The sequence below is a fragment of the Limosilactobacillus coleohominis 101-4-CHN genome (genome assembly GCF_000161935.1).
In the GTDB taxonomy this organism is placed as follows: Bacteria; Bacillota; Bacilli; order Lactobacillales; family Lactobacillaceae; genus Limosilactobacillus; species Limosilactobacillus coleohominis_A.
The window spans coordinates 468581-487857 of record NZ_GG698802.1 but is presented as its reverse complement, the minus strand read 5'-3'; the positions used below and the strand labels follow the sequence as shown (position 1 = coordinate 487857).

At 40.5% G+C, this 19277-nt stretch carries 22 protein-coding genes and 1 tRNA gene; 21 read left to right on the top strand and 2 right to left on the bottom strand.

The annotated features are described in order from the left end of the window. The first annotated feature begins 58 nt into the window (after window positions 1-58). The 6 genes from HMPREF0501_RS02445 (at window position 59) to HMPREF0501_RS02420 (ending at window position 2932) form a co-directional block, all read left to right on the top strand. Complete coding sequence (locus tag HMPREF0501_RS02445; RefSeq protein WP_040455651.1) at window positions 59-547, top strand: ArpU family phage packaging/lysis transcriptional regulator; 489 nt, start codon at window positions 59-61, stop codon at window positions 545-547. A 346-nt stretch (window positions 548-893) separates the two neighbouring features. Continuing rightward, window positions 894-966, top strand: a tRNA-Asn gene (locus HMPREF0501_RS02440). Window positions 967-1400: 434 nt separating this feature from the next. Further along, window positions 1401-1871, top strand: a complete 471-nt coding sequence (locus HMPREF0501_RS02435; protein WP_006916242.1) for a Panacea domain-containing protein — start codon at window positions 1401-1403, stop codon at window positions 1869-1871. Beyond that, window positions 1861-2301, top strand: coding sequence for a hypothetical protein (locus HMPREF0501_RS02430; protein ID WP_006916241.1), 441 nt, complete (start codon window positions 1861-1863; stop codon window positions 2299-2301). Before HMPREF0501_RS02435 ends, HMPREF0501_RS02430 begins: the two co-directional genes overlap by 11 nt. 212 nt (window positions 2302-2513) lie before the next feature. After that, window positions 2514-2729: a hypothetical protein gene (locus HMPREF0501_RS02425; RefSeq protein WP_006916240.1), complete on the top strand. Its 216-nt coding sequence runs from the start codon at window positions 2514-2516 to the stop codon at window positions 2727-2729. Beyond that, window positions 2729-2932, top strand: a complete 204-nt coding sequence (locus HMPREF0501_RS02420) for a hypothetical protein (protein ID WP_006916239.1) — start codon at window positions 2729-2731, stop codon at window positions 2930-2932. The genes HMPREF0501_RS02425 and HMPREF0501_RS02420 overlap by 1 nt, the downstream gene beginning before the upstream one ends. A gap of 129 nt (window positions 2933-3061) precedes the next feature. On the opposite strand, the gene HMPREF0501_RS02415 is transcribed toward HMPREF0501_RS02420, so the two are convergent. Both HMPREF0501_RS02415 and HMPREF0501_RS08700 read right to left on the bottom strand, forming a co-directional pair. Next, a complete protein-coding gene (locus HMPREF0501_RS02415) occupies window positions 3062-3448 on the bottom strand; it encodes a type II toxin-antitoxin system HicB family antitoxin (RefSeq protein ID WP_006916238.1) in 387 nt (128 codons plus the stop codon). A 59-nt stretch (window positions 3449-3507) separates the two neighbouring features. Beyond that, the gene (locus tag HMPREF0501_RS08700) at window positions 3508-3693 is read right to left on the bottom strand and encodes a type II toxin-antitoxin system HicA family toxin (protein ID WP_223206775.1); all 186 of its coding nucleotides are present in this window, start codon (window positions 3691-3693) and stop codon (window positions 3508-3510) included. 103 nt (window positions 3694-3796) lie between these two features. Between HMPREF0501_RS08700 and HMPREF0501_RS02410 the strand changes: the two genes are divergently transcribed. The 15 genes from HMPREF0501_RS02410 to HMPREF0501_RS02340 all read left to right on the top strand — a co-directional run bounded on the left by HMPREF0501_RS02410 (window position 3797) and on the right by HMPREF0501_RS02340 (window position 19265). Further along, on the top strand, window positions 3797-4354 hold the full coding sequence (locus HMPREF0501_RS02410) for a terminase small subunit (protein ID WP_006916237.1): 558 nt from the start codon (window positions 3797-3799) through the stop codon (window positions 4352-4354). Further along, on the top strand, window positions 4305-5465 hold the full coding sequence (locus HMPREF0501_RS02405) for a PBSX family phage terminase large subunit (protein WP_006916236.1): 1161 nt from the start codon (window positions 4305-4307) through the stop codon (window positions 5463-5465). The genes HMPREF0501_RS02410 and HMPREF0501_RS02405 overlap by 50 nt, the downstream gene beginning before the upstream one ends. A gap of 221 nt (window positions 5466-5686) precedes the next feature. After that, window positions 5687-6313, top strand: coding sequence for an HNH endonuclease signature motif containing protein (locus HMPREF0501_RS02400; protein ID WP_006916235.1), 627 nt, complete (start codon window positions 5687-5689; stop codon window positions 6311-6313). A gap of 192 nt (window positions 6314-6505) precedes the next feature. Then, window positions 6506-8236 carry a phage portal protein gene (locus HMPREF0501_RS02395; RefSeq protein ID WP_006916234.1) on the top strand — a complete coding sequence of 577 codons (1731 nt, stop codon included), beginning with the start codon at window positions 6506-6508 and terminating at the stop codon, window positions 8234-8236. Next, complete coding sequence (locus tag HMPREF0501_RS02390; RefSeq protein WP_006916233.1) at window positions 8226-9170, top strand: minor capsid protein; 945 nt, start codon at window positions 8226-8228, stop codon at window positions 9168-9170. Before HMPREF0501_RS02395 ends, HMPREF0501_RS02390 begins: the two co-directional genes overlap by 11 nt. A 211-nt stretch (window positions 9171-9381) precedes the next feature. Further along, window positions 9382-9990, top strand: a complete 609-nt coding sequence (locus HMPREF0501_RS02385; RefSeq protein ID WP_006916232.1) for a DUF4355 domain-containing protein — start codon at window positions 9382-9384, stop codon at window positions 9988-9990. Window positions 9991-10010: 20 nt separating this feature from the next. Beyond that, the gene (locus HMPREF0501_RS02380; RefSeq protein ID WP_006916231.1) at window positions 10011-10907 is read left to right on the top strand and encodes a N4-gp56 family major capsid protein; all 897 of its coding nucleotides are present in this window, start codon (window positions 10011-10013) and stop codon (window positions 10905-10907) included. A gap of 19 nt (window positions 10908-10926) precedes the next feature. Further along, window positions 10927-11277 carry a phage head-tail connector protein gene (locus HMPREF0501_RS02375; protein WP_006916230.1) on the top strand — a complete coding sequence of 117 codons (351 nt, stop codon included), beginning with the start codon at window positions 10927-10929 and terminating at the stop codon, window positions 11275-11277. Beyond that, window positions 11271-11612: a hypothetical protein gene (locus HMPREF0501_RS02370; protein WP_040455647.1), complete on the top strand. Its 342-nt coding sequence runs from the start codon at window positions 11271-11273 to the stop codon at window positions 11610-11612. The genes HMPREF0501_RS02375 and HMPREF0501_RS02370 overlap by 7 nt, the downstream gene beginning before the upstream one ends. Continuing rightward, complete coding sequence (locus HMPREF0501_RS02365; RefSeq protein ID WP_006916228.1) at window positions 11596-12090, top strand: hypothetical protein; 495 nt, start codon at window positions 11596-11598, stop codon at window positions 12088-12090. Before HMPREF0501_RS02370 ends, HMPREF0501_RS02365 begins: the two co-directional genes overlap by 17 nt. Then, entirely contained in the window at window positions 12090-12494 is a 405-nt protein-coding gene (locus tag HMPREF0501_RS02360; RefSeq protein WP_006916227.1) for a hypothetical protein, read from the top strand. The genes HMPREF0501_RS02365 and HMPREF0501_RS02360 overlap by 1 nt, the downstream gene beginning before the upstream one ends. Window positions 12495-12532: 38 nt before the next feature. Next, entirely contained in the window at window positions 12533-13246 is a 714-nt protein-coding gene (locus tag HMPREF0501_RS02355) for a hypothetical protein (RefSeq protein ID WP_006916226.1), read from the top strand. Between the two features lie 252 nt (window positions 13247-13498). Beyond that, window positions 13499-13999 (top strand): tail assembly chaperone, encoded by a 501-nt coding sequence (locus tag HMPREF0501_RS02350; RefSeq protein WP_040455644.1) that lies wholly within the window; start codon window positions 13499-13501, stop codon window positions 13997-13999. Between the two features lie 20 nt (window positions 14000-14019). Further along, window positions 14020-14373 (top strand): hypothetical protein, encoded by a 354-nt coding sequence (locus HMPREF0501_RS02345; protein WP_040455641.1) that lies wholly within the window; start codon window positions 14020-14022, stop codon window positions 14371-14373. Beyond that, a complete protein-coding gene (locus tag HMPREF0501_RS02340) occupies window positions 14370-19265 on the top strand; it encodes a tape measure protein (RefSeq protein WP_006916224.1) in 4896 nt (1631 codons plus the stop codon). The genes HMPREF0501_RS02345 and HMPREF0501_RS02340 overlap by 4 nt, the downstream gene beginning before the upstream one ends. The last annotated feature ends 12 nt before the right edge of the window (window positions 19266-19277 follow it).

The window sequence follows — 19277 nt, the reverse complement described above, 5'->3', positions numbered from 1 at the left end:
AATGGACAGCTTCCCTAAATATCAATCAAAAATAATTATAACAAAGGGGAGTGCTGTTGTGGGGCTTTTACCAGAAATTGATAAGAAGGCTACCATCGACCAAGTTCGTGACTTCTTTTATGATGACGATAAGTACGAACGAATTTGTCGAAGAGCTGGAGACTGGGGACTACACTCCCCAAGTATGGATATAACTGGAGTGCCGGGTGGCGGTGCTGGTAATTCGTCAGAACGAAAATTTCTAACTTACGTTGACTATAACAATGCTAAGCGAGCCGTTGATTTCGCCGTTAAAGGGTGTTCTCATGACTCACGATTAATCCTTGAACATCGTTACATTACTGGTAAACGTGACCGATTGGCAGTTTATCAAATGGTGGGACTGCTCAATTGTGGGCGAGACAAGTATTATTCATTAGATGATGATGCGTGCTGGGAGTTCGCCGATACAGTTGAAACCGGCTGCGAAATTTACCATGTTAATCCAGCAATTATTCCAGATTTTCATGTAAGAATTGAAAAACCGGACGATTTACCGACAAAGTAGGACGAAAAACCGACAAAATACCGACACTGAGCCGACACTTAAAGCAGTATATTGGTATTGTTGAAAAGAGTAAAGATACGACCTGAGCATGTCGTTAAAAGGTTCAAGACTAGCAACTACGTTTTGATTGAAGTCGTAACAAGGGACACTCCGAAATAAATACTAAATGTCTTTTCTAACTTAATCTATGGTTATGCTTACAAATTGGTGTTTCTGCTGGTCTAGCACCGCCTGACCCAAAAAGCCCGTTGCTTAGCTTTCACAGGTTTAGCAGCAACAATTTTTAGCAGTCGTGGAACACTGCTAATTATACCTAGGAGAAGGGACAACTCTTCTGTTAGGTTTTGCAGACATAGCCCAGTTGGTAGAGCGTCTGACTGTTAATCAGAGGGTCACAGGTTCGAGTCCTGTTGTCTGCGTTTCCGTGTTTTTACTCATATCCGCACGGAAAGTGCCAACGTTCCTTGGTAGGAGCATAGACAAACAGTCTCGTCTACGCATGAAAATGGTTCGATTCCATTTCTTGGCATTGGCTACCATTAACAGGCGGAACGCTAGTAGTGACGTAAACATCTATTAGTGCTGTTCGGTAGTCTTTAAAAATAGCAAGAATAAGTTTCTTGTAATTGATTGGTTATAGGTAGCATAGAGAAAGCGTCAACTACACTATTAGCTTGATCAGGGGAGCGTGAACCTGTGCCTATATTGTCCGTGATAGGACAACATTTTATTTCACCTTGCCTAGTCATTTTGACTGGGCTTTTCCATAATTTAAATATTAAGAATAGCTCAAAAATGGTTCATAATGCTACCACTATGGTATTATTTAAATGCAAAGTAAGGAGGGAGCATTATGTATAATGTTTTTGAAATCGTAAATTGGTTACGTGTAAAAAACAATGCTGATATGCGTCAGAACCCCAACATTGAGGAATTAACTCAAATGAAGGTAATGAAATTGTTGTACTATATTCAAGCCGCAAGTTTATCGATAACAAATAAGCGAATGTTTGATAATGATATTGTTGCTTGGAAATATGGACCCGTTGTAGAAGCAGTTCATGAAAAATACAAAGGTTATCGTGGAATAGTTGGTGAAATAACTGACGAGGATCTTCGTGATTACAGCAAGCTTCAAAGTGACGCAACAGCATCTAGCATTCTCAATAGTATTTATGATGTTTATGGATACAGTTCGGCTTACGATTTAATGCGACAAACACATAGAGAAAAGCCATGGAAAGAAACGCCTCAAAGTGAAGTCATAAGTGATGAATCTATTAAAAATTTCTATAGTGGGGTATTTGTTTCTGATGAAGATTAAAAGTAAAAACTTTAAATCACCATCATTTCCTAAGAAGACTAAGATTAAACCCCACCATACTTCAAGATTTGCTTTTAATTTCTCTTTTTTAACGAAAGATTCTAAATATAATCTTGATAATCGAGGTACTACTATTAATAGTAAGGTTCGATGGAAGTTCTTAGAAAGAATATGTCAACTATCTCAGGAAGATATTGTTAAGGTACTTGGTTATAACAAAAAACAAGGCCTTGAAAAAATTCCCGAAGCTGAAGTGCGGTTAAGAATCCATTCAGACTTTAAATCGAGTGATCGTTATAAAGAATGCGAGGATGATTATTGGGTATTTCGCTTAGGAAGTCTCGGTAGAGTTCTCGGCAAGAAGAATTCAAATATATTTTATGTAATGAGTATTGATGCCACGTTTGATCAATATGATCATGGATCGTAAAAAAGTCAGCTTAACGGCTGGCTTTTTTAGATAGTAACTTAGATAGCTAGATATAGCTGTGAATAGTAGATATATAGTAGGAGGTTCACGATGGACGTACGAAGTAAACTCATCGCCCTGTGGTGGGCTGATTACATATACAGAAAACTGAACAACGAACAAGCCTGTGATCATGATTGGTGGTCGCAGGCTTTTATTGTGGGGTGAATTGTATGCTAATTGATATAAAAGATGTCAACGACGTTAAACAACTAGTTGAACTAACAATTAATAATGCTAAATCAGACCCTGAATTAGCTCATTCTAACGAAGATTCATTGTATTGGTCTGTTCTGGATGCAGTTGCTAATGGCAATCCTAATGCTATTGACATGGCTAAGGAAGCATTGAAAACAAAGGAAATTGACTTTCCTAGGTGGTGTGCGTAATGAATAATCAAGAAACGAATTGGCAGGAGTTAGACAAAAACCTTAGAAGGGTTAGTTTAAAAATAAGGCAAGTCTTGCAACAAATTGCGTTAAGAAGCGTTAAAAAGCGTGAAAAACAGGAAGTTGAAAAGGCACTATTAACGACTGTTGATAAGCGAAAACGGGCGCATGATGATTTCCATAAGTTTGTGAGGTCACTGTAATGTGAAGTACAAAAAGTTACGGTGTGGTTAGTTGCTGGCAAGAACACAAGATGTTGGTGCAAGCAGAACACACCTTTGAAAGGAAGCAAAAGAAAAAGCCGACAGGTCAACGCTTGCCGGCGGTTAAAGTTAAACACTAAGTTTTTCTTTTAATGCAGTTGTCATTACTTCACTAAAGTTAATGCCATTCTCTTTTCCTAATTCATTTAAGTAGTTAGGAATAGTAATGGTCTTTTTAATCACTTTGTTGTCGTGCTTACGTTTATATTCTGAAACGTTGACGGTAACTAGAGTGACCAAAGAACCGTCTTTAGATTTAGGCAATGTGGTATTAGATTCAGGCAACTTATCTTCCAGAGAATAAGTGCCAATATAATCTTTGGCCATTTCCATGGCGTCAGCAACTGATTTTCCTTCGGTCATTCCGTCAATGTCTGGAATTTCAACAAAGTAAGGGTAATCGGTGTTAGTTTTGTCTTTAGTAATGATAATTGGAAATACTTTAATGTCGTCCATAGTACGCCTCCTAAAATTTGGTACACAAAAGTTCGGCTCGATTAGGAGCCTTGCCTTTGCTATTTCAGATTGAATTTTCTTATCAAAACCTTGTATAGTTTGTCGCTGAACTTTGGGTGACGTGGCAGTTGAGTTTTAATCTTGCCGTTTGACCAGATATCATGATTGCCACCATGTCTAACAAAGTACCAGCCATTATCTTTGAATTTCTTTTCAACCTTGCGACGTTGTACCAAATGTTTCACTTCCCTTCAACACTTATTATAATACACGTATTTGACACGTGCGTCAATACAATGATACATATTTAGCACGTATTTTTTTAGAAAGGTGGTGTGGTGATATGCCATGAAATTAACACAGAAACAACGACTGTTCGCTGATGAGTACATAAAAAGTGGCAACGCCACAGACGCCTATGTTAAGGCTGGTTACAAGTGTTCACGATCAACAGCACGCAGAAATGGTAACAGATTGCTGACAAATGCTGACATTAAATCGTATATAGCAAATAGAACAGCTGAAATTGAGTCGCACAAGATTGCTGATGCTAAAGAAGTACTTCAATACTACACTCGTGTGCTTAGAGCCGAAGAAACCGAAAAGGTAGTTGATGTAGTTAATGGTGGCCTAATTGAAAGCCCACCAACAATTAAAGAACGAACATCGGCCGCTAAAGAACTCATGAAGCGTTATCCACTTAGTGATCCGATGGCTCAAGTAAAATTAAAGAAGCTGAGTGCTGATACTCGAATTAGTGAAGCTAAGGCTCGAGTTCTTGAAAGGGTTGATGATGCAAGTAACGAACAGTTGGACGCAATTCTTAATAAATTAATTGAGGAGGTACCAAAGCAGAATGGCAATTCAGAATCTAATGACCAAGAAACAGATTCAAGTTCTGAGTAGTTATGTTAATGATGATTGGAAGTATTTAATCTTGTCTGGTGCCGTTCGTTCAGGCAAGACTTATGTCGATAATTACTTGTTTTTGTTAGAATTGCGCAGAGTTCATCAGTTAGCAAAAGTACGGCATGACCCTAAACCACAATATATCTTAGCTGGTTACTCATCTAACACGATTTATACCAACGTCATTAGTTCGCTTCAATCACAGTTTGGAATTGAGTTACCTGTGGATCGTCACGGCCATTACCACTTATTTGGAGTTGATATTGTTCCAGCGTACACAGGCTCAGCTCGTGGTATGAATGCTATCCGTGGTATGACTTCATACGGTGCTTATGTGAACGAAACATCATTATCAACTCACGATGTTTTCCAAGAAATATTAGATCGTTGTTCTGTTCCAAATGCTCGTGTTCTATGTGATACCAACCCAGACAATCCTCAACATTGGTTAAAGGTTGATTATATTGACAAATCAAACGAGCCTAAAAATCGTATCAAAGCATTTCATTTCACAATTGATGATAACCCGACACTTGACCCAACTTATGTCAGCACGTTAAAGGCGGTCACCCCTAGTGGCATGTATTATGATCGTTCAATCTTAGGTCTATGGGTTACTGGTGAAGGCGCTGTCTATAAAGACTTCGACGAGCGTAAAATGATTGTTGATAAGGTCCCACCGATGGCTAGATACATAGCTGGTGTCGACTGGGGTTACCAGCACTACGGTTCAATTGTAGTGTTTGGGGTTGATAAAGATGACAACTGGTATTTAGTAGAAGAACATTCAGAAAAGTACAAAGAAATTGATTATTGGACTGATATAGCTCATGAACTGCAAGAAAAGTATGGCAAGAATATGCCATTCTATTGTGATACCGCCAGAACAGAACACATTGACCATTTCAAACATTCAGGGATTAATGCTCTGTATGGTTGGAAGTCGGTTGTACCAGGAATTGAAATCGTAGCGTCCTTGATGAAACAAGGACGTTTTTTTGTGGAGAAAAAAGCTCCAGTACGTTTCTTAGATGAAATTTATAACTACCAATGGGACGACAAGAACGAAGATGCAGTTGTTAAAGAGAACGATGATACACTCGATTAACGATTCTAATTGAGTCGAGTATAAACGCAGGAAAAAATCTGGAAAGCTGAAATGCCAATCAGAACTGAAGTCTTAATTCAAAAGTTAAGACAGGCGCAACGACTAGATAGTGAAACTCTGTTAGAGAATATAACCTATCCACGAGGCCTGCGGTTAAGGGAATAGTTATGGACGCTTGCTGATACTCGATGGTATAATATTCATTGAAAGGAATGGATATTATGAGCAAAACAATTGTCTATGACGGATATAGATTTACAAAATCAGAACATCATCATTATTATCGAAATACTGAACTTGGTATTGACCTTCACCGTTATGTTTGGGAAAAGTATAACGGGCCTATTCCTGACGGATATGAAGTCCACCACAAGGATAGGAACACGGATAATAATGATATTTCAAACTTAGAATGCTTGAGCATACATCAGCATAGAATGTTGCACGCAAAAACTATGAGTGTGGCACGTAAAGAACAGTTACGGGAAAACATGGAGGAAAATGCACTCCCACAGGCTATAAAATGGCACAAGTCCAGTGAAGGCAGAGCTTGGCATAAAAAGCAGTATCAGCGAACTAAGGATAAGTTGCACAAAGTAAGACACTTCGTTTGTCAACAATGTGGCAGGAAGTTTTCTTCTATGCAGTCAAATGCTAGGTTTTGCTCTAATGCTTGCAAAAGTAAGTGGAGAAGAGAGCATCATTTAGATGATGAAGAAAGAACATGCTTGTGCTGTGGCAAAAAGTTTACGTGTAATAAATATTCTAAGAAAAAGTTCTGTTCAAGAAAGTGTTCGGCAAGATATAACGCAGAACATAAGTTGAATCTTCCCCTTAGCAAAAGATAGTCTGAGCTAATACGAAATAAAGTATTAGAAGTAGAGGATAAAGAGCCTTTACGATAACAAAATGGCAGTTAGATATACAATTGCTACATACTTACATTTGAAAGAACGCAAGACCTACCACCCTGAAAGCAATAACCGTCAGGGAATTATGGAAGGTATGCGCCGATTTGGTTTATAAAGTGAGGTGGTTTAATGCTACAAGATAATCAAGAATTATATTCACGTTCAATTTTGAGTGGTCAGCGTTGGAATCCACAAGCCAATCAGTCTTATGTAATGCCGGCTGATGTATTCCATGCTAACTTTGATCACGATAACGTGGCAATGATTGCTGATATTGTGAAGAAGTTCGTAGAGAAGCATTCAACAATTGATGCGCCACGTATTGCAAAGCTACAACGCTACTACTTAGGTGATAACGATATCCATTACTGGAATAACAACAAGAAAGCAATGAACCGAGCAGACAATCGAATTGCGTCAGGCTTTGCTAAGTTCATTACTAACATGCGTGTCGGTTATATGCTAGGGAAACCAATTCAATTCAAGTACAACAATGATGATGGTAACGATAAGAACGATGAACTAGATGATTTAATCAAACCATTCAATCTAGCCAACGATGAGCAGTACCACGAAAAGGTTATGAAAACCAATCTGTCGGTAACTGGTCGTGCCTATGAACTCTTGTACGCTGACGAAGCCAAAGAAGATAGTGATGGAAATGTTGCTACTCCTGATGTCAAAATGCGGGCTATTGATCCATCAACAGCGTTTGTGGTTTATGACACATCAATTGACCAGCATTCATTGTTTGGCGTTCGTTATTACGTAGTGAACTATGACAATCAGCAACAATATTATGTTGATGTCTACACTGCTAACAAGACTTATCATTTCAAATCAAACGATACTAGCAACTCTTCTACTGGTAACTACACACTGATTGGGCAAGAGCAGACTAACTTTGGTGCAGTGCCATTAACTGAGTTCATTAACAACGAGAACAAAACTGGTGACTGGGAATCGAAGCTAGATGAAATTGACGCCTACGATTTAGCAATGTCAGAAATGGCAAACAGTGAAGAAGATTTCGCTAATGCAAAGCTCATGATCAACGGTGACTTTGACTTCTCGGATAATATGAAAGTGGTTCTAAAAAGTGATGGGAAACCATTGTTAGATGATGATGGGCAACCAGTGAAGGTTCCTAACATTGATAGCAAAGACCCGTTTATTTGGTTAAAGCCGTCATTCCATGACAATGCTAACGGCACAACGGTAGTTCCATCGTCAGCTCAATATCTAACTAAACAGTTGAATGAACAAGGTTGGCAGACTTATATCAACCAACTCATTACTGATCTCCATAAGGACACCAACACGCCGAACACGACCGACGAAGCGTTTAGTGGTCAGTCGTCAGGGGTTGCGTTGATGTACAAGCTATTTGGGGAAGACCAAGAGCGGTCAATGCAAGAAAGCCTGTACACTCGGGGGATTATGCGCCGGTTACGTTTGCTAGGTAATTATTGGAAATACAACCGAGCAATTAGTGACCCTAGTTTGATGAATAATTACAAGCCTGACTACCACCCGAACTTGCCACGTAATAATGCTGACATCGTTCAAATGGCAGTCCAACTTAATCAAACTGAATTATTAAGCGACCAGACATTACGTGAGTTCTTAGCAACGGTTACTGGTATTTCTGCTGACGCCGAACAACAACGAATTGACGATGAAAAGGAACAAGACCCTGATCAGAATACCTATGGATTTAATCAAGCACCCTTACAAGGCACCAACCCTGCTGATTTAGCCGAAGCCAAGGCGCAACAATTAGCTGGTCAACAACAACCACAAACACCAGAAGAGTTCATCGCTCAAATGCAGCGCAAGGGTGGTAACAATGCTAAGTAAAAAGCAACAGCGAAAGATCATTAAATCATTCTATGGTGCGGGTAATGATTTAGATAAAGCAATTGGCAGATTGTATCGTATTGCTAATCGTCAAATTAAGGGCGAAATTAGCGCTTTTCTTGCTGATAAGGTTAATTGGTCAAGTAAGCCATCAAAAGCTGATATACAGGACGCTCTGGACGAATTAGCCCAGTTTGGTGAAGATGTTCAACCGTTGACTAATTTCTATGCTTCTGGTCTGTTACTGGGTCACCCTAAAATGGGCGATGTGGTTACAGCTCGCATTGCCACACCGATGATTAAAGTAGCGTCACAAGTTCATAAGATGGTGGGAACGATGGGACATCAGGCACCAAAACAGATTAGAAGGGCAACCGTAGAACAGCATTCCGTTACCCCAAAATTACACAGAATTCCATATAACTATGATGTGATGTTGCAGAAGTCAGTATCACGTTCAGTAGTTCAACGAGAAGGCATTCATACTGACATTAACCGCAATATCCAGCAGACCATTTCTAAGATCAAAGATATTTGTAAAACGGCGTCGTTGGATACTGACGCCAAGCATGATTATGTGAAAGATGTTGACCGAGTGCTTAATGGTAAGGACGGTACTGGTGGTTCATTAGCAAGAGCGAGAACCATATTCAGAACACAAACTTGCCGAGAACTTAACGGGGCAACTATTGGGGATTTAAAAGCACGAGGAGTAAGCAAGTATCGTTTCTTATCGTTGGAAGCGTCGAATACTTGCGCTGAATGCTCACACATTGATGGCAACATCTATGATGTGGACGATGCCGAAGAGGGTATTAACCTGCCACCAATGCACCCGAATTGTCAGTGTTGGATTGAAGGTGTCGAAGAAACCGATACCGATGATTTACCAACAGTTGATGAGATGATGGATAACCCAGATTTATTTGAATAGGTTTAGTCATTTCAAATGACAAAACCTATTTTTTATTTTCTCAATTAACTTAAAAGCAAAGAGAACCCTTTTATATCAAAGGTTCTCTTTTTTCTTAACTAAATTATTTTGACTTTGGCGGTCTGGCAGTCGTTAAAGAATCAGGCTTGTTTCGTCGCCGGACGTTAAACGAGTTTCGCTGGCGAGCGTTACACGCAAAGGAGTTTTAACTATGGAAGAACAAGAACAACCAAAAACTACTGATCAAGTTCAAAACAATGAAGAGCCGAAAGAACAACCAGAAAAAGAAGCTCAAAAGTCTTTTAACCGTGATGAATTAGGTTCGATTGTTTCAGCTCAAATTGCTAAAGAACGTGAGAAGTGGGAAGCCGAACAAAAGCAAAAGATCGAACAGGTACGTCAAGAAGGGATTGACGAGGGTAAAGAAATGGCTGGAATGTCTGCTAAACAACTTGCTGAAAAAGAAGCCAAAGATCGTGAAGATAAGTTGAAGCAACAAAAGTCTGACCTTGATCAACGTCAAAAACAACTTGACCACCGTGAATATGTTGCTCACACCAAAGATCTTTTGTCAGAACAAAACTTGCCAACTAGCGGGGCTGAAATGCTCTTGGGTGAAACCGAGGAAGAAACCAAGTCAAACATTGATATGTTCAAGAAGCTAGTTGATCAAGGGGTACGTAACGAACTACATCGCTCGTCTGCTGGTAAGGCTCCGCAAGGCGGTGCTCCTGCTCAACCACAGGCTCCAACTAAAAATTTGGCTGATATGAACTATGAAGAAATGCAAAAGCTCGTTGATAGCCAGCAACAACAATAATTGAAAGGAAGTTTTAACTTATGGCAACACCAGGTCCTAATAACTATACTCACTTTGCCGATATGCTAGACCCACAAGTTCTAGCTCCAATGATCGGCGCTCAATTATCAAAACTCAATGTATTTCAATCAATCGCACCAGTAGACACTACTCTTGAAGGTAAGCCAGGCGATACGATTACGATTCCAAAGTATGAATTTACTGGAACCGCTCGGGAATACGGTGAAGGCGAACAAATTGACTTTGATAGTCTGAAGTACACAACTCAACAGGCCAAGATCAAAAAGATCGTATCTGCTTACAGTATTTCTGATGAAGCGGCGTTCATTCCTTTTGGTGACCCACGAACAGAAGCGGCACGTCAAATGTCAATGGCACTAGCAACCTATGTTGATGATGATATTCTCAACACTGCCAAGACGGCTCCGCTTCAAGTAACTGGTCACACCCCAGACCAAGTTGACCTGATTGATGATCTGGAAGATAAGTTTGCTAATGCAACTAATGCGGTTGAAGGTGCTACTTATCCGCAACAAGGTGTTCTGTATGTTTCATATAAAGATGCTGCTTCATTACGTAAGTTAGCAGGGGACAACTGGACTCGGGCTTCTGATTTAGGCGACAACATTTTAATTAACGGTGCTTTTGGTGAATTACTTGGTTGGGAAATCATTCGGACGGCTAAGTTGACCAAAGGTCACGCAATCGCAGTTAAGCCAGGCGCTATGAAGACTTATTTGAAGAAAGCACCAACTGTCTATGCTTGGTACGATGGTGATCACCAAATTAACAAGGCTTCAACCACTGAATACCTCGCAACGTCCATCTACAACGATGCATTACTTGCAACTATTGGTTTTGCTGGCGGGTCTACTCCATCACCACAACCATCAAACGATGGCAAACAAAACAAGTAATAAGAAAGAGGTGGTCTGAATGCAAGACGCAAAGTTCAACGAGTTATTGACCACCGTTAAATTAGATAAGAATATCAAAGGCACTGACCTTGATATTCAATTAACAAACTTCATCAAGCAAGCGTCAGATATGGTTTGTTTGTATGTTGGTCAAGATAAACTGCCCACTCAACTAGAAGTGGTAGTGATCAGAATTACAGAAGCTCACTATGTTCAATCACTGAATGACGCTGACGGGGCTAAAACGTATAGTGAAGAAGGGGCGAGCTGGTCGTTTCAAGATAACGAACTCAACCCCTTTATTCCATTATTGGAACGCTATATTGATAACCAACGTTCAGGGTCAAAAGGTGGTGTCTGGACATGGTAAGCCGCATTAGACCAATCGTGTTATGCACCAAAACCGTTATTCATGGAACGCTGGACGATAGCGAAATCTGGACTTATCAACATGTTATCGCTCATGTTACCGAAGTGAACGGGGCTCAGGTTCAAAATAACTTGTTTGGAAAGCAATTCAACATGACTTGGGTTGCTCGTGTTCAGGGCAACCAGAAAGCCAATGCTGTTGCTTTTCCAGAACAAGAGACTAGTGATGATGATTTAAAGAAGTACAAGATCATTCAGGTTCGCAAACATGCAACGAGAACTGATATTTATTTCTCAAATGATTTGAAGGTGGATAGTAATGAGCTGGAACAATGACAACGTCCCCAAGATTATTCTTGATTACGATGATAGCGATTTGCGTCAAACGATGGCTCAGATATCCGCCACACTGGATAAAAACGAGTTTGGTGCTGGTGGTCGAAGATTGCGTAATATGACCGCTGTTGCTTCTGTTAATGGCGAACGGGCTACTAACAAGATGGCGGAGCGGGCAACCAATGAGGTTCGTGATTTGATGAAGTCACGCCAATACCATTCAAAGAGTGGTTATGAAGGCCGCGGATTTATGGTTAAACATTTAAAAGATCATGTTCAAGGCAATCGTCATGAGATTTATACGGACGCGACTAATGGTGGATATAACTACTCACAGGCGTTTGAGTTTGGTCTTTTAACTCGTAAATATCCAGCACACCACCCGTTTGAAGATGCAGCAAATCACTTGAACCTGAACCAATTAAATGGGCCATTTGAACAAGCAATTGATGAAGCAATTCGAAAGGGGTTTAGCTAATGAATGATAAACCATCTTTCGTAAAGATTTATGAATGGTTGGTTGAACATATTGAAGCAATAGGCATATCGACATTTTCAGCGTCACAAGACGTGCCAAAGAAAATGCCAGTATGCCGAGTACAATTCTTGAGTGGTAGCTCTACGGATCAATTTAAAAATGCAACTGAATACAGTTATCCATTTCAGATTGATGTGGTTGACAGTCAGAACAAGCTTGTAAGAAGTTTAACCAATGCCTACAGAATTATGCGTTTGTGTGAACAAGTAAGCATAGACGGTTATTCTGTGGGGTTGGTAGACAAGCTACAGTTATCATCAATGGTTGACAGCTCAACCAATCAGATTTTAAATCGACAAATTATTCGAGTAACTTATAACGTTATTGAAGACGCGGTTTTATAGCCGTGTCTTTTATTTTAAAGAAAGGAATGAATTAACTAATGCCAGTATTAGCAAATGATAATTCTCAAAAGCCAATTGTCGAAGCTCGGTCTTCTGACAAGGTTATGTACTACTACAAACTCCCTACGGAACCAGTAACTAACCCTTGCCATGTTTTAGGTACACAAGGGGCAACTTCTGGTACTAACACCGCAACCTTAGGTTCAACACCAACTAAGCAATTCAACATCAAGGACACTGGTTCCAAGAACCAGCAACGGGTTGTCAATGTTGTTATGACTAAGGGTGATGGCTTTAAGACCGATGTTGCTCGTGACCTTTATATGGTTTGGCAAAACGGTTGGACTATGCCTTTATGGCGTGTCGACTGGAACACTCTTCGTAAGAATGCTAGTGGTAAGCAGGTTGTGGACGCTGAATTCGCTCTGGTTAAGATTTCAGCATTACCAGAAACCGAAGCGCTTAACACGGCCATTGCGCAAAACGTTACCTTTGAAGTCACTGGTGAAACTCGCCGGTACGATGATAACGGTAACCCATTTACTTTAAGCGCCGAAGACTTCGATGAAGGTATGTTTACTGCGGTTGCTAAGTACTACAACTTTACTAAGCCGGGTCAAATTGGTTCTGGTGAAAACGGTGGCCTTGTATCTACTGCTACTGACGATTCCAAGGCTGGTGACGCTTCTGGTACTGTTCCAATGAGCCAAAAGCTCACGGCTGGTAGCGACTCTGCGAGTAGCAACCAATAATCCAACAACCGACAGCACGCCAAAGCCAACGGTTCAAAAGCAACCCGACACTAGCAATCCATCTAATGATGGAGTAGTTGGCTCAAAGACTGGTGACCAACAAGGAACACCTACAACTACACCAACTGGTGATGGTTCTAAAACCGAAAGCAACGGTCAAAATGCTTAATTGATTTGATTAGCTCGCCTCCCACAAATACACAATTCGTTAGTTAATGAGAGCTAACGGGCGGGCGATATGGAGGTATATACATGCAATCTTTAACCATTGATGGTCATGAATACGAAACAAAACTCGATTATAATTTTTACAATCGTTTGATTGAAAAGACAAAGAACAAGGATAATGCAACGGCTGATGGTTTTAGTCAATTAATTGCAGGATTGGTTGATCAAGACCCTGATGCAATTATCACTTTCTATCAAGCCGCAGTTGTAGGCAAGAAGCGTCCAACTCGTGCTGATGTAGAAAAAACCCTTGCTGAAATGGGTGTATGGGACGAAAAAGATCCATACGGGACTGTTTACAAGGAAATTCAGAACGTAGGTTTTTTAAAGTTGAAGATCAATCACTTACTTCATACTCTTCACGAAGATATTACGACTTCAAAAGCCGCCTTAGAAGTAGTCGAAGAAACGAACGACAATTCCAAGGAAGGCAAGAAGAGCCTAGCGGAAGCTCAGAACGGAGTGGCACTAGCCAAGAAACAATACGAACTAACCAAGAAGTTCCTCGAACAGTTAGGCAAGTAATTGCTGACTTTCATGAGTCAATGTTTGACCGCTTACGTTTAATTAACGAAGTGGTCGGTAAGACAACACTTGAAGAAGTGTATGGAATGAGCCCACGAGAGTATGAAGTTGTTGTTGCTGGTGGTTATAAACGTAGTTACAACTTGTTGTCAGATATGCGGTTTGCCTTAGGATCAACGTTGTTGCCAACGGTAATGGTTGACCCAGACAAATATAACGATGATCAGAATAAGAAGACCTTAAATGATCGGTTGCAAGCCATTAGATCAATCACTGACAAACAGTTACAGCATAAGATCACCGATCAGCGCAAACAACAACAACGGTTTATGGATATTTTCATGCCAGATAAGAAAGGAGGGAGAAGCTCATGAGTGATGGTGGAATTATTGTTGAAAAGAAAATCGTAGTTAAAGCGATTGATGAAGTTACTAGCCCCTTAGCTAGAATGAACCAAAGCATGTCTAATCTGGAGCAAAAGCTTGGTCAGTTAGGCATGAAGTTTAATTCTGGGGCAGCGGAACAGACAACGTTTAAGTCCGCTCTAAATGGTACCAAGGCTTCTCTTTCTGAGACTGGTGAAGCAACTCGCAAGCTGGATAAGTCCATCAATGGTCTTAAAAGCAAGAACATTAAAGTTAAGGCTGATACGACCGAAGGACAGGAGAAAGTAACCCGGTTTGATAAGAACGTTAGGGCTCTTCAAAGAGTGAAACCGACTGTTACTCCTAAAGTTAATTCAACAAGTGCTAACGAGAAACTAAATGGTCTGAAGCGTAATGCTGAAAGTACCGGTCATTCATTTACCAAGCTGAAAACTATTATTGCTGGTACCGCAATTGGTACTTCAATTTCTAATAGTTTTGGTATGGCTTTAAGTGGTATTAAGAACGGTATTGTTGGTGCAATGCACGCTGGTATTCAGTTCAACATGACCATGCAAGAAATGAACGCCACTTGGGACACTTTGACCGGTAGCTCTGCCAAAGCTAAGTCGATGTCTAACTCTATTGTTGATTTATCCAACAAACTTGGTTGGGGTGTTGATGTTACCAATGAACTAGCTCAACAGTTCTATCACGTTTTCGATAATCAACCGGAAACTATGAAATTGACTAAATCATTCCTAACGATGGGTGATGCTATTGGTCTTTCTAGTGACCGCTTAAAGCAAGTAGGAATGGACTTTACTCATATGCTTTCTAGTTCAAAGTTGCAACTAGGCGATATGAACCAGATTACAGACGCATTCCCAATGTTTGGGGAAGCACTTCTAAAGTATGAACGTAAAGTCCAACACAATTCTCATTTGACAATGTCAGAACTGCGTAAGGATATTTCAGCAGGTAAGGTATCGGCAAAAGATGCTGAAACAGTTTTCAACGGACTTGGTGACAAGTACAAGAAGGCGTCTGAAAACCTAATGGGTACTCTACCCGGCATGTTCCGTCAAATTTCAGCTAAGTGGAAACAATTAATGGGTGATGCAATGGCACCATCTACCAATGCAGCTAACCCAATTGTTAAACAGGTTTCTGAATGGATTAAGGACAAGAACACCACCAAGGAGTTTGAAACTCTCGGTAAAGCCGTGAACAACGGTGTCGGCTCGGTAATGAAGGCCTTAGCTGACGCCTTTGGTAATGGTTCAGTGTCTAAAATGCTTGATAATATCGTTAGAGGTTTAACTAATTTCGTTAAAACAGTATCCAATTGGACAGCGAATAATGCAGAAAGCATTGTGAAGACCATAAAAGGCTTGGCGTCTATTAGTTCGTCCGTTGGTAAAGGTGTTTTTGACGCTATTGGTGATATGTTGAAAATCGTTAGTGGTACCAGCGGTGATGGCCTAAAAGGTATTGCCAACGCCCTTACAGAAATTTCTAAGCATAAAACAGCTCTGAACATTATTGGACGTGCTCTAGCCACATATTTTGTATATTCTAAGTTGTCAAAGGCAGCTAAAGGGCTATCAAATATGTATTCAGCTATTAAAGGTATCGCTGGAACTTCTGCGACTAAAGTTAAAGCGGTCATGTCTGCCCTGAACGGTGATTATGACGGTAGTAGCAAACTTTTAGGTATGCTAAGTGATCATAAAGCTAGTAAGCCAGTTGGCCCAACTGGAGTTTTAGCACAGGAAGCCGCTAAAGATGGTGAAAAAGCTGGTGGCAACTTTTCAAAGTCATTTATGCTGAAGTCGAAGGGCCTTGGACGTGGCATTACTGGTTTGTTCTTGCCAAGTAGTTTCTTAGATGTAGGAAGTAAGATTGGTAGCAAAATGGTTGCTGGTTTATCGAAGGCATTTAAACCAGGCATTATTGCCATTAAGAAATCTGGTAGTGCCTTGAAAGATCTATCTGCGGTCATTTCTGAAAAAGGTTTTGCTTTGAAAGGTAGAATTGCCGGTTCAAGGTTTGCCAGTGCTTTTGTACGTGCTGGTGGTGCTATAAAGGGCTTTGCAACGAAATATATCATTCCTGAGACTTGGGTAAAGGGAGGCAGAAAAGCTGGAACATTATTCCAACGTGGATTGAGTGCTGCAAGTTCTAAACTGGGTGATTCCTTCATTGGACGTTTAGCATCTAAAATGGGTGGTTCTCGTTTGCTTGGTATTGGTAAAGGTATCGGTGGAAAACTAGTATCTGGTCTCAATATTGCTATTGGTGCCATTGACATTTTACGTGCACTAACAGGGTCACATATCCATAACCGTGCAAAGATGGCTGGTAAAGGTATCGGTACTATTTTAGGTGGCGTCATTGGTACAATGCTTGGTGGACCAATTGGTGGTGCTATCGGTGGAATGCTCGGTAGTGCTATTGGTGGTAAAGCTGGGCCTGCACTTTCTAAGATGTTCAAGGGCGGTCTTGATTTCTTCAAGAAGCTATTGAAAGGTGACTGGAGTGGTGCACTTGGCGGTATTGCTAAAGGGTTCCAAAAAATATGGAAAGGTGTTACTGGCTGGGCAAAAGATACTTTGAAAAAGGTAAAAAATTGGTGGAATAATGATGATGAAAGTAGCTCATCAAGCTCGCATAAGTCTAGTTCTCATAAGTCTAAAAAACCATCTTCTAAGGAAATTAAGTCGCTCGGTGGTAACCATTACTCCAAGACTGATATTGCCAACATTAAGGAAATGAACCGTGCTGTATTGACTTACACGCAAACTTTGAAGAGTTTGAAGCAGGTCGTCAAGCACAATGACCCGACTAAATCTTTAAACAAGATGAACAAGGGCCTAAAGAATTTCGTTAAGGATATGGCGAAGTCAGCCAAGCCGTTAGAAAAGCTTGCTAAGACCTTTAAGACGTTTGGCAAGTCAACTAAGACGATGGCTAGTTCTATTAAGTCACTGACTGGTAAACATGGTTTGGGTGAATTTACCAAATATTTAGACAAGCTCAATAAGGATATGAAGCATACGAAAGTAGGCACGTATTTTGAGAAACTAGCTAAGTCAATCAAGAAGTCAAAACTCGCTGATGAAGTAAAGAAGCTCGACACTTGGTTTGGTGGCATGGTTAAGGACTTCAAGCAATTAACTAAACCGCTGAAACAAGCGACGAAGGAATTTACTAGCTTTGAAAAGACAATTGGCAAACTAGCTAATAAAAAGACTGGTTTGTCAAAAGTTGATAGCGACATTAAGACCCTATCTAAGGATTTGAAAAAGTACAACTTTGGTAAAGTGCTCGGTCAGCAAATGGCCGAAGCCGATAAAGCAGTCGGCAAGCATAGATTCATTAAAGAGTTTGGTTCAATGATGAAAGTGGTCGAAGAAGCCCTTAAATCATTTAGCAAAGACTTTAAACGTTATTGGGGCGATACTTGGAAGAATCTTTCAAGCCAAGCCCGTAGCGGTTTGAATAAGGCCAACCGAACTATCAGTAGCAAGCTTGATGATATTGATGATACGGGACACGACTTTGAACGTGGTTTCAAGCGTTCATGGGATAATTGGCTTGATGATTTAGTATCGGCGTTCAAGTCTGATTTCAACAAGTTACCTAATATTGCTGAAAGCGCCATGAAAGATATTGTTAGCCGTCTGAATAAAGGTATTTCAGGTATTAACAAGGTCATTGGTGACTTTGGCGGTGACAAGAAACTCAGTTCAATCAGTTATGCTTCTGGTACTTCTATGCACAGTGCTGGTTCTGCTTATTCCGCTCACCCTGGTGGTATGGCCGTTATCAATGATGGCGATGGCCCTCATAAGCAAGAATTAGTTTGGCAACCATCACGAGGTTGGCAACTGTTTGCGGGTATTAATCGGCATGTTTGGCTAGAACCCGGTTCACAAGTTATTCCGGGCGAAAAGTCGCATGAATTTTTATCAAAGAAGCGAATTCCCCATTATGCTGATGGAACACTATCTGATGATGAAATGGATAAAATCGCTGACGCCTTCGATAAGAACCCGATTAGTGCTTCTAAGGATTTAATCCTGAAATTAACTGATTGGAACTCGTTAAAGAATATCATTCCAACGTTTGGTAAAGCGTCAGCCATTGCATTTAGCCGTGGAATTGCTAACGTGTTGAAAGACTTATTAGCAATCGTTCAGGAACCTAAAAACGGTGATTGGGGCCCTGTTATTCGTTCGGCTGCTCGAAAGATGAAAGCCCACATCAATGATGGATTTGTATCGAATTTAAAGCAGGTTATCCAAAACGAATCTGGTGGACAAGAAACACGAATTCAGGATGCTTCAACTCATGACCAAAACTCTGGTGGTAACGAAGCTCGGGGACTGTTGCAATATACGGTACCAACATTTAATGCTTATGCTATGCCAAAGTTCCATAACATCATGAAAGGGTTCCACCAATTAATTGCTTTCTTCAACAATAGTGATTATGCTAATTCGATTGGTTGGACGACTATTTGGGGCCACCGTAAGATGGAATGGCTTCACTCTGGTCCGCAAGGTTCACGGCGGTTTGCGTTTGGTGGTCGGGTTCGTGGTTTACAAAACGTTACGGTTGGGGACAACCCAGAACAAGATGAGTTCATCATTAACCCGTACAACAACAATGCTCTACCGTTAATGAAGCAAGCATGGCAAACGATGGAAGCCCACCACCCTGAATTGCGTTCTAACGAGAACGGCAGTCAATTCAACGGGCAAGTTGTTACGTTGCTTCATGAAGTTGTTAAGGCAGTTAATAACATTGATATGCAACCACAACTGGTTGTTGACGAAGTGACTAATGCAATTAATAAACGGAATGCTCATAATTGGCGCAATGCTTATAACTAGAAAGGAGTGAAG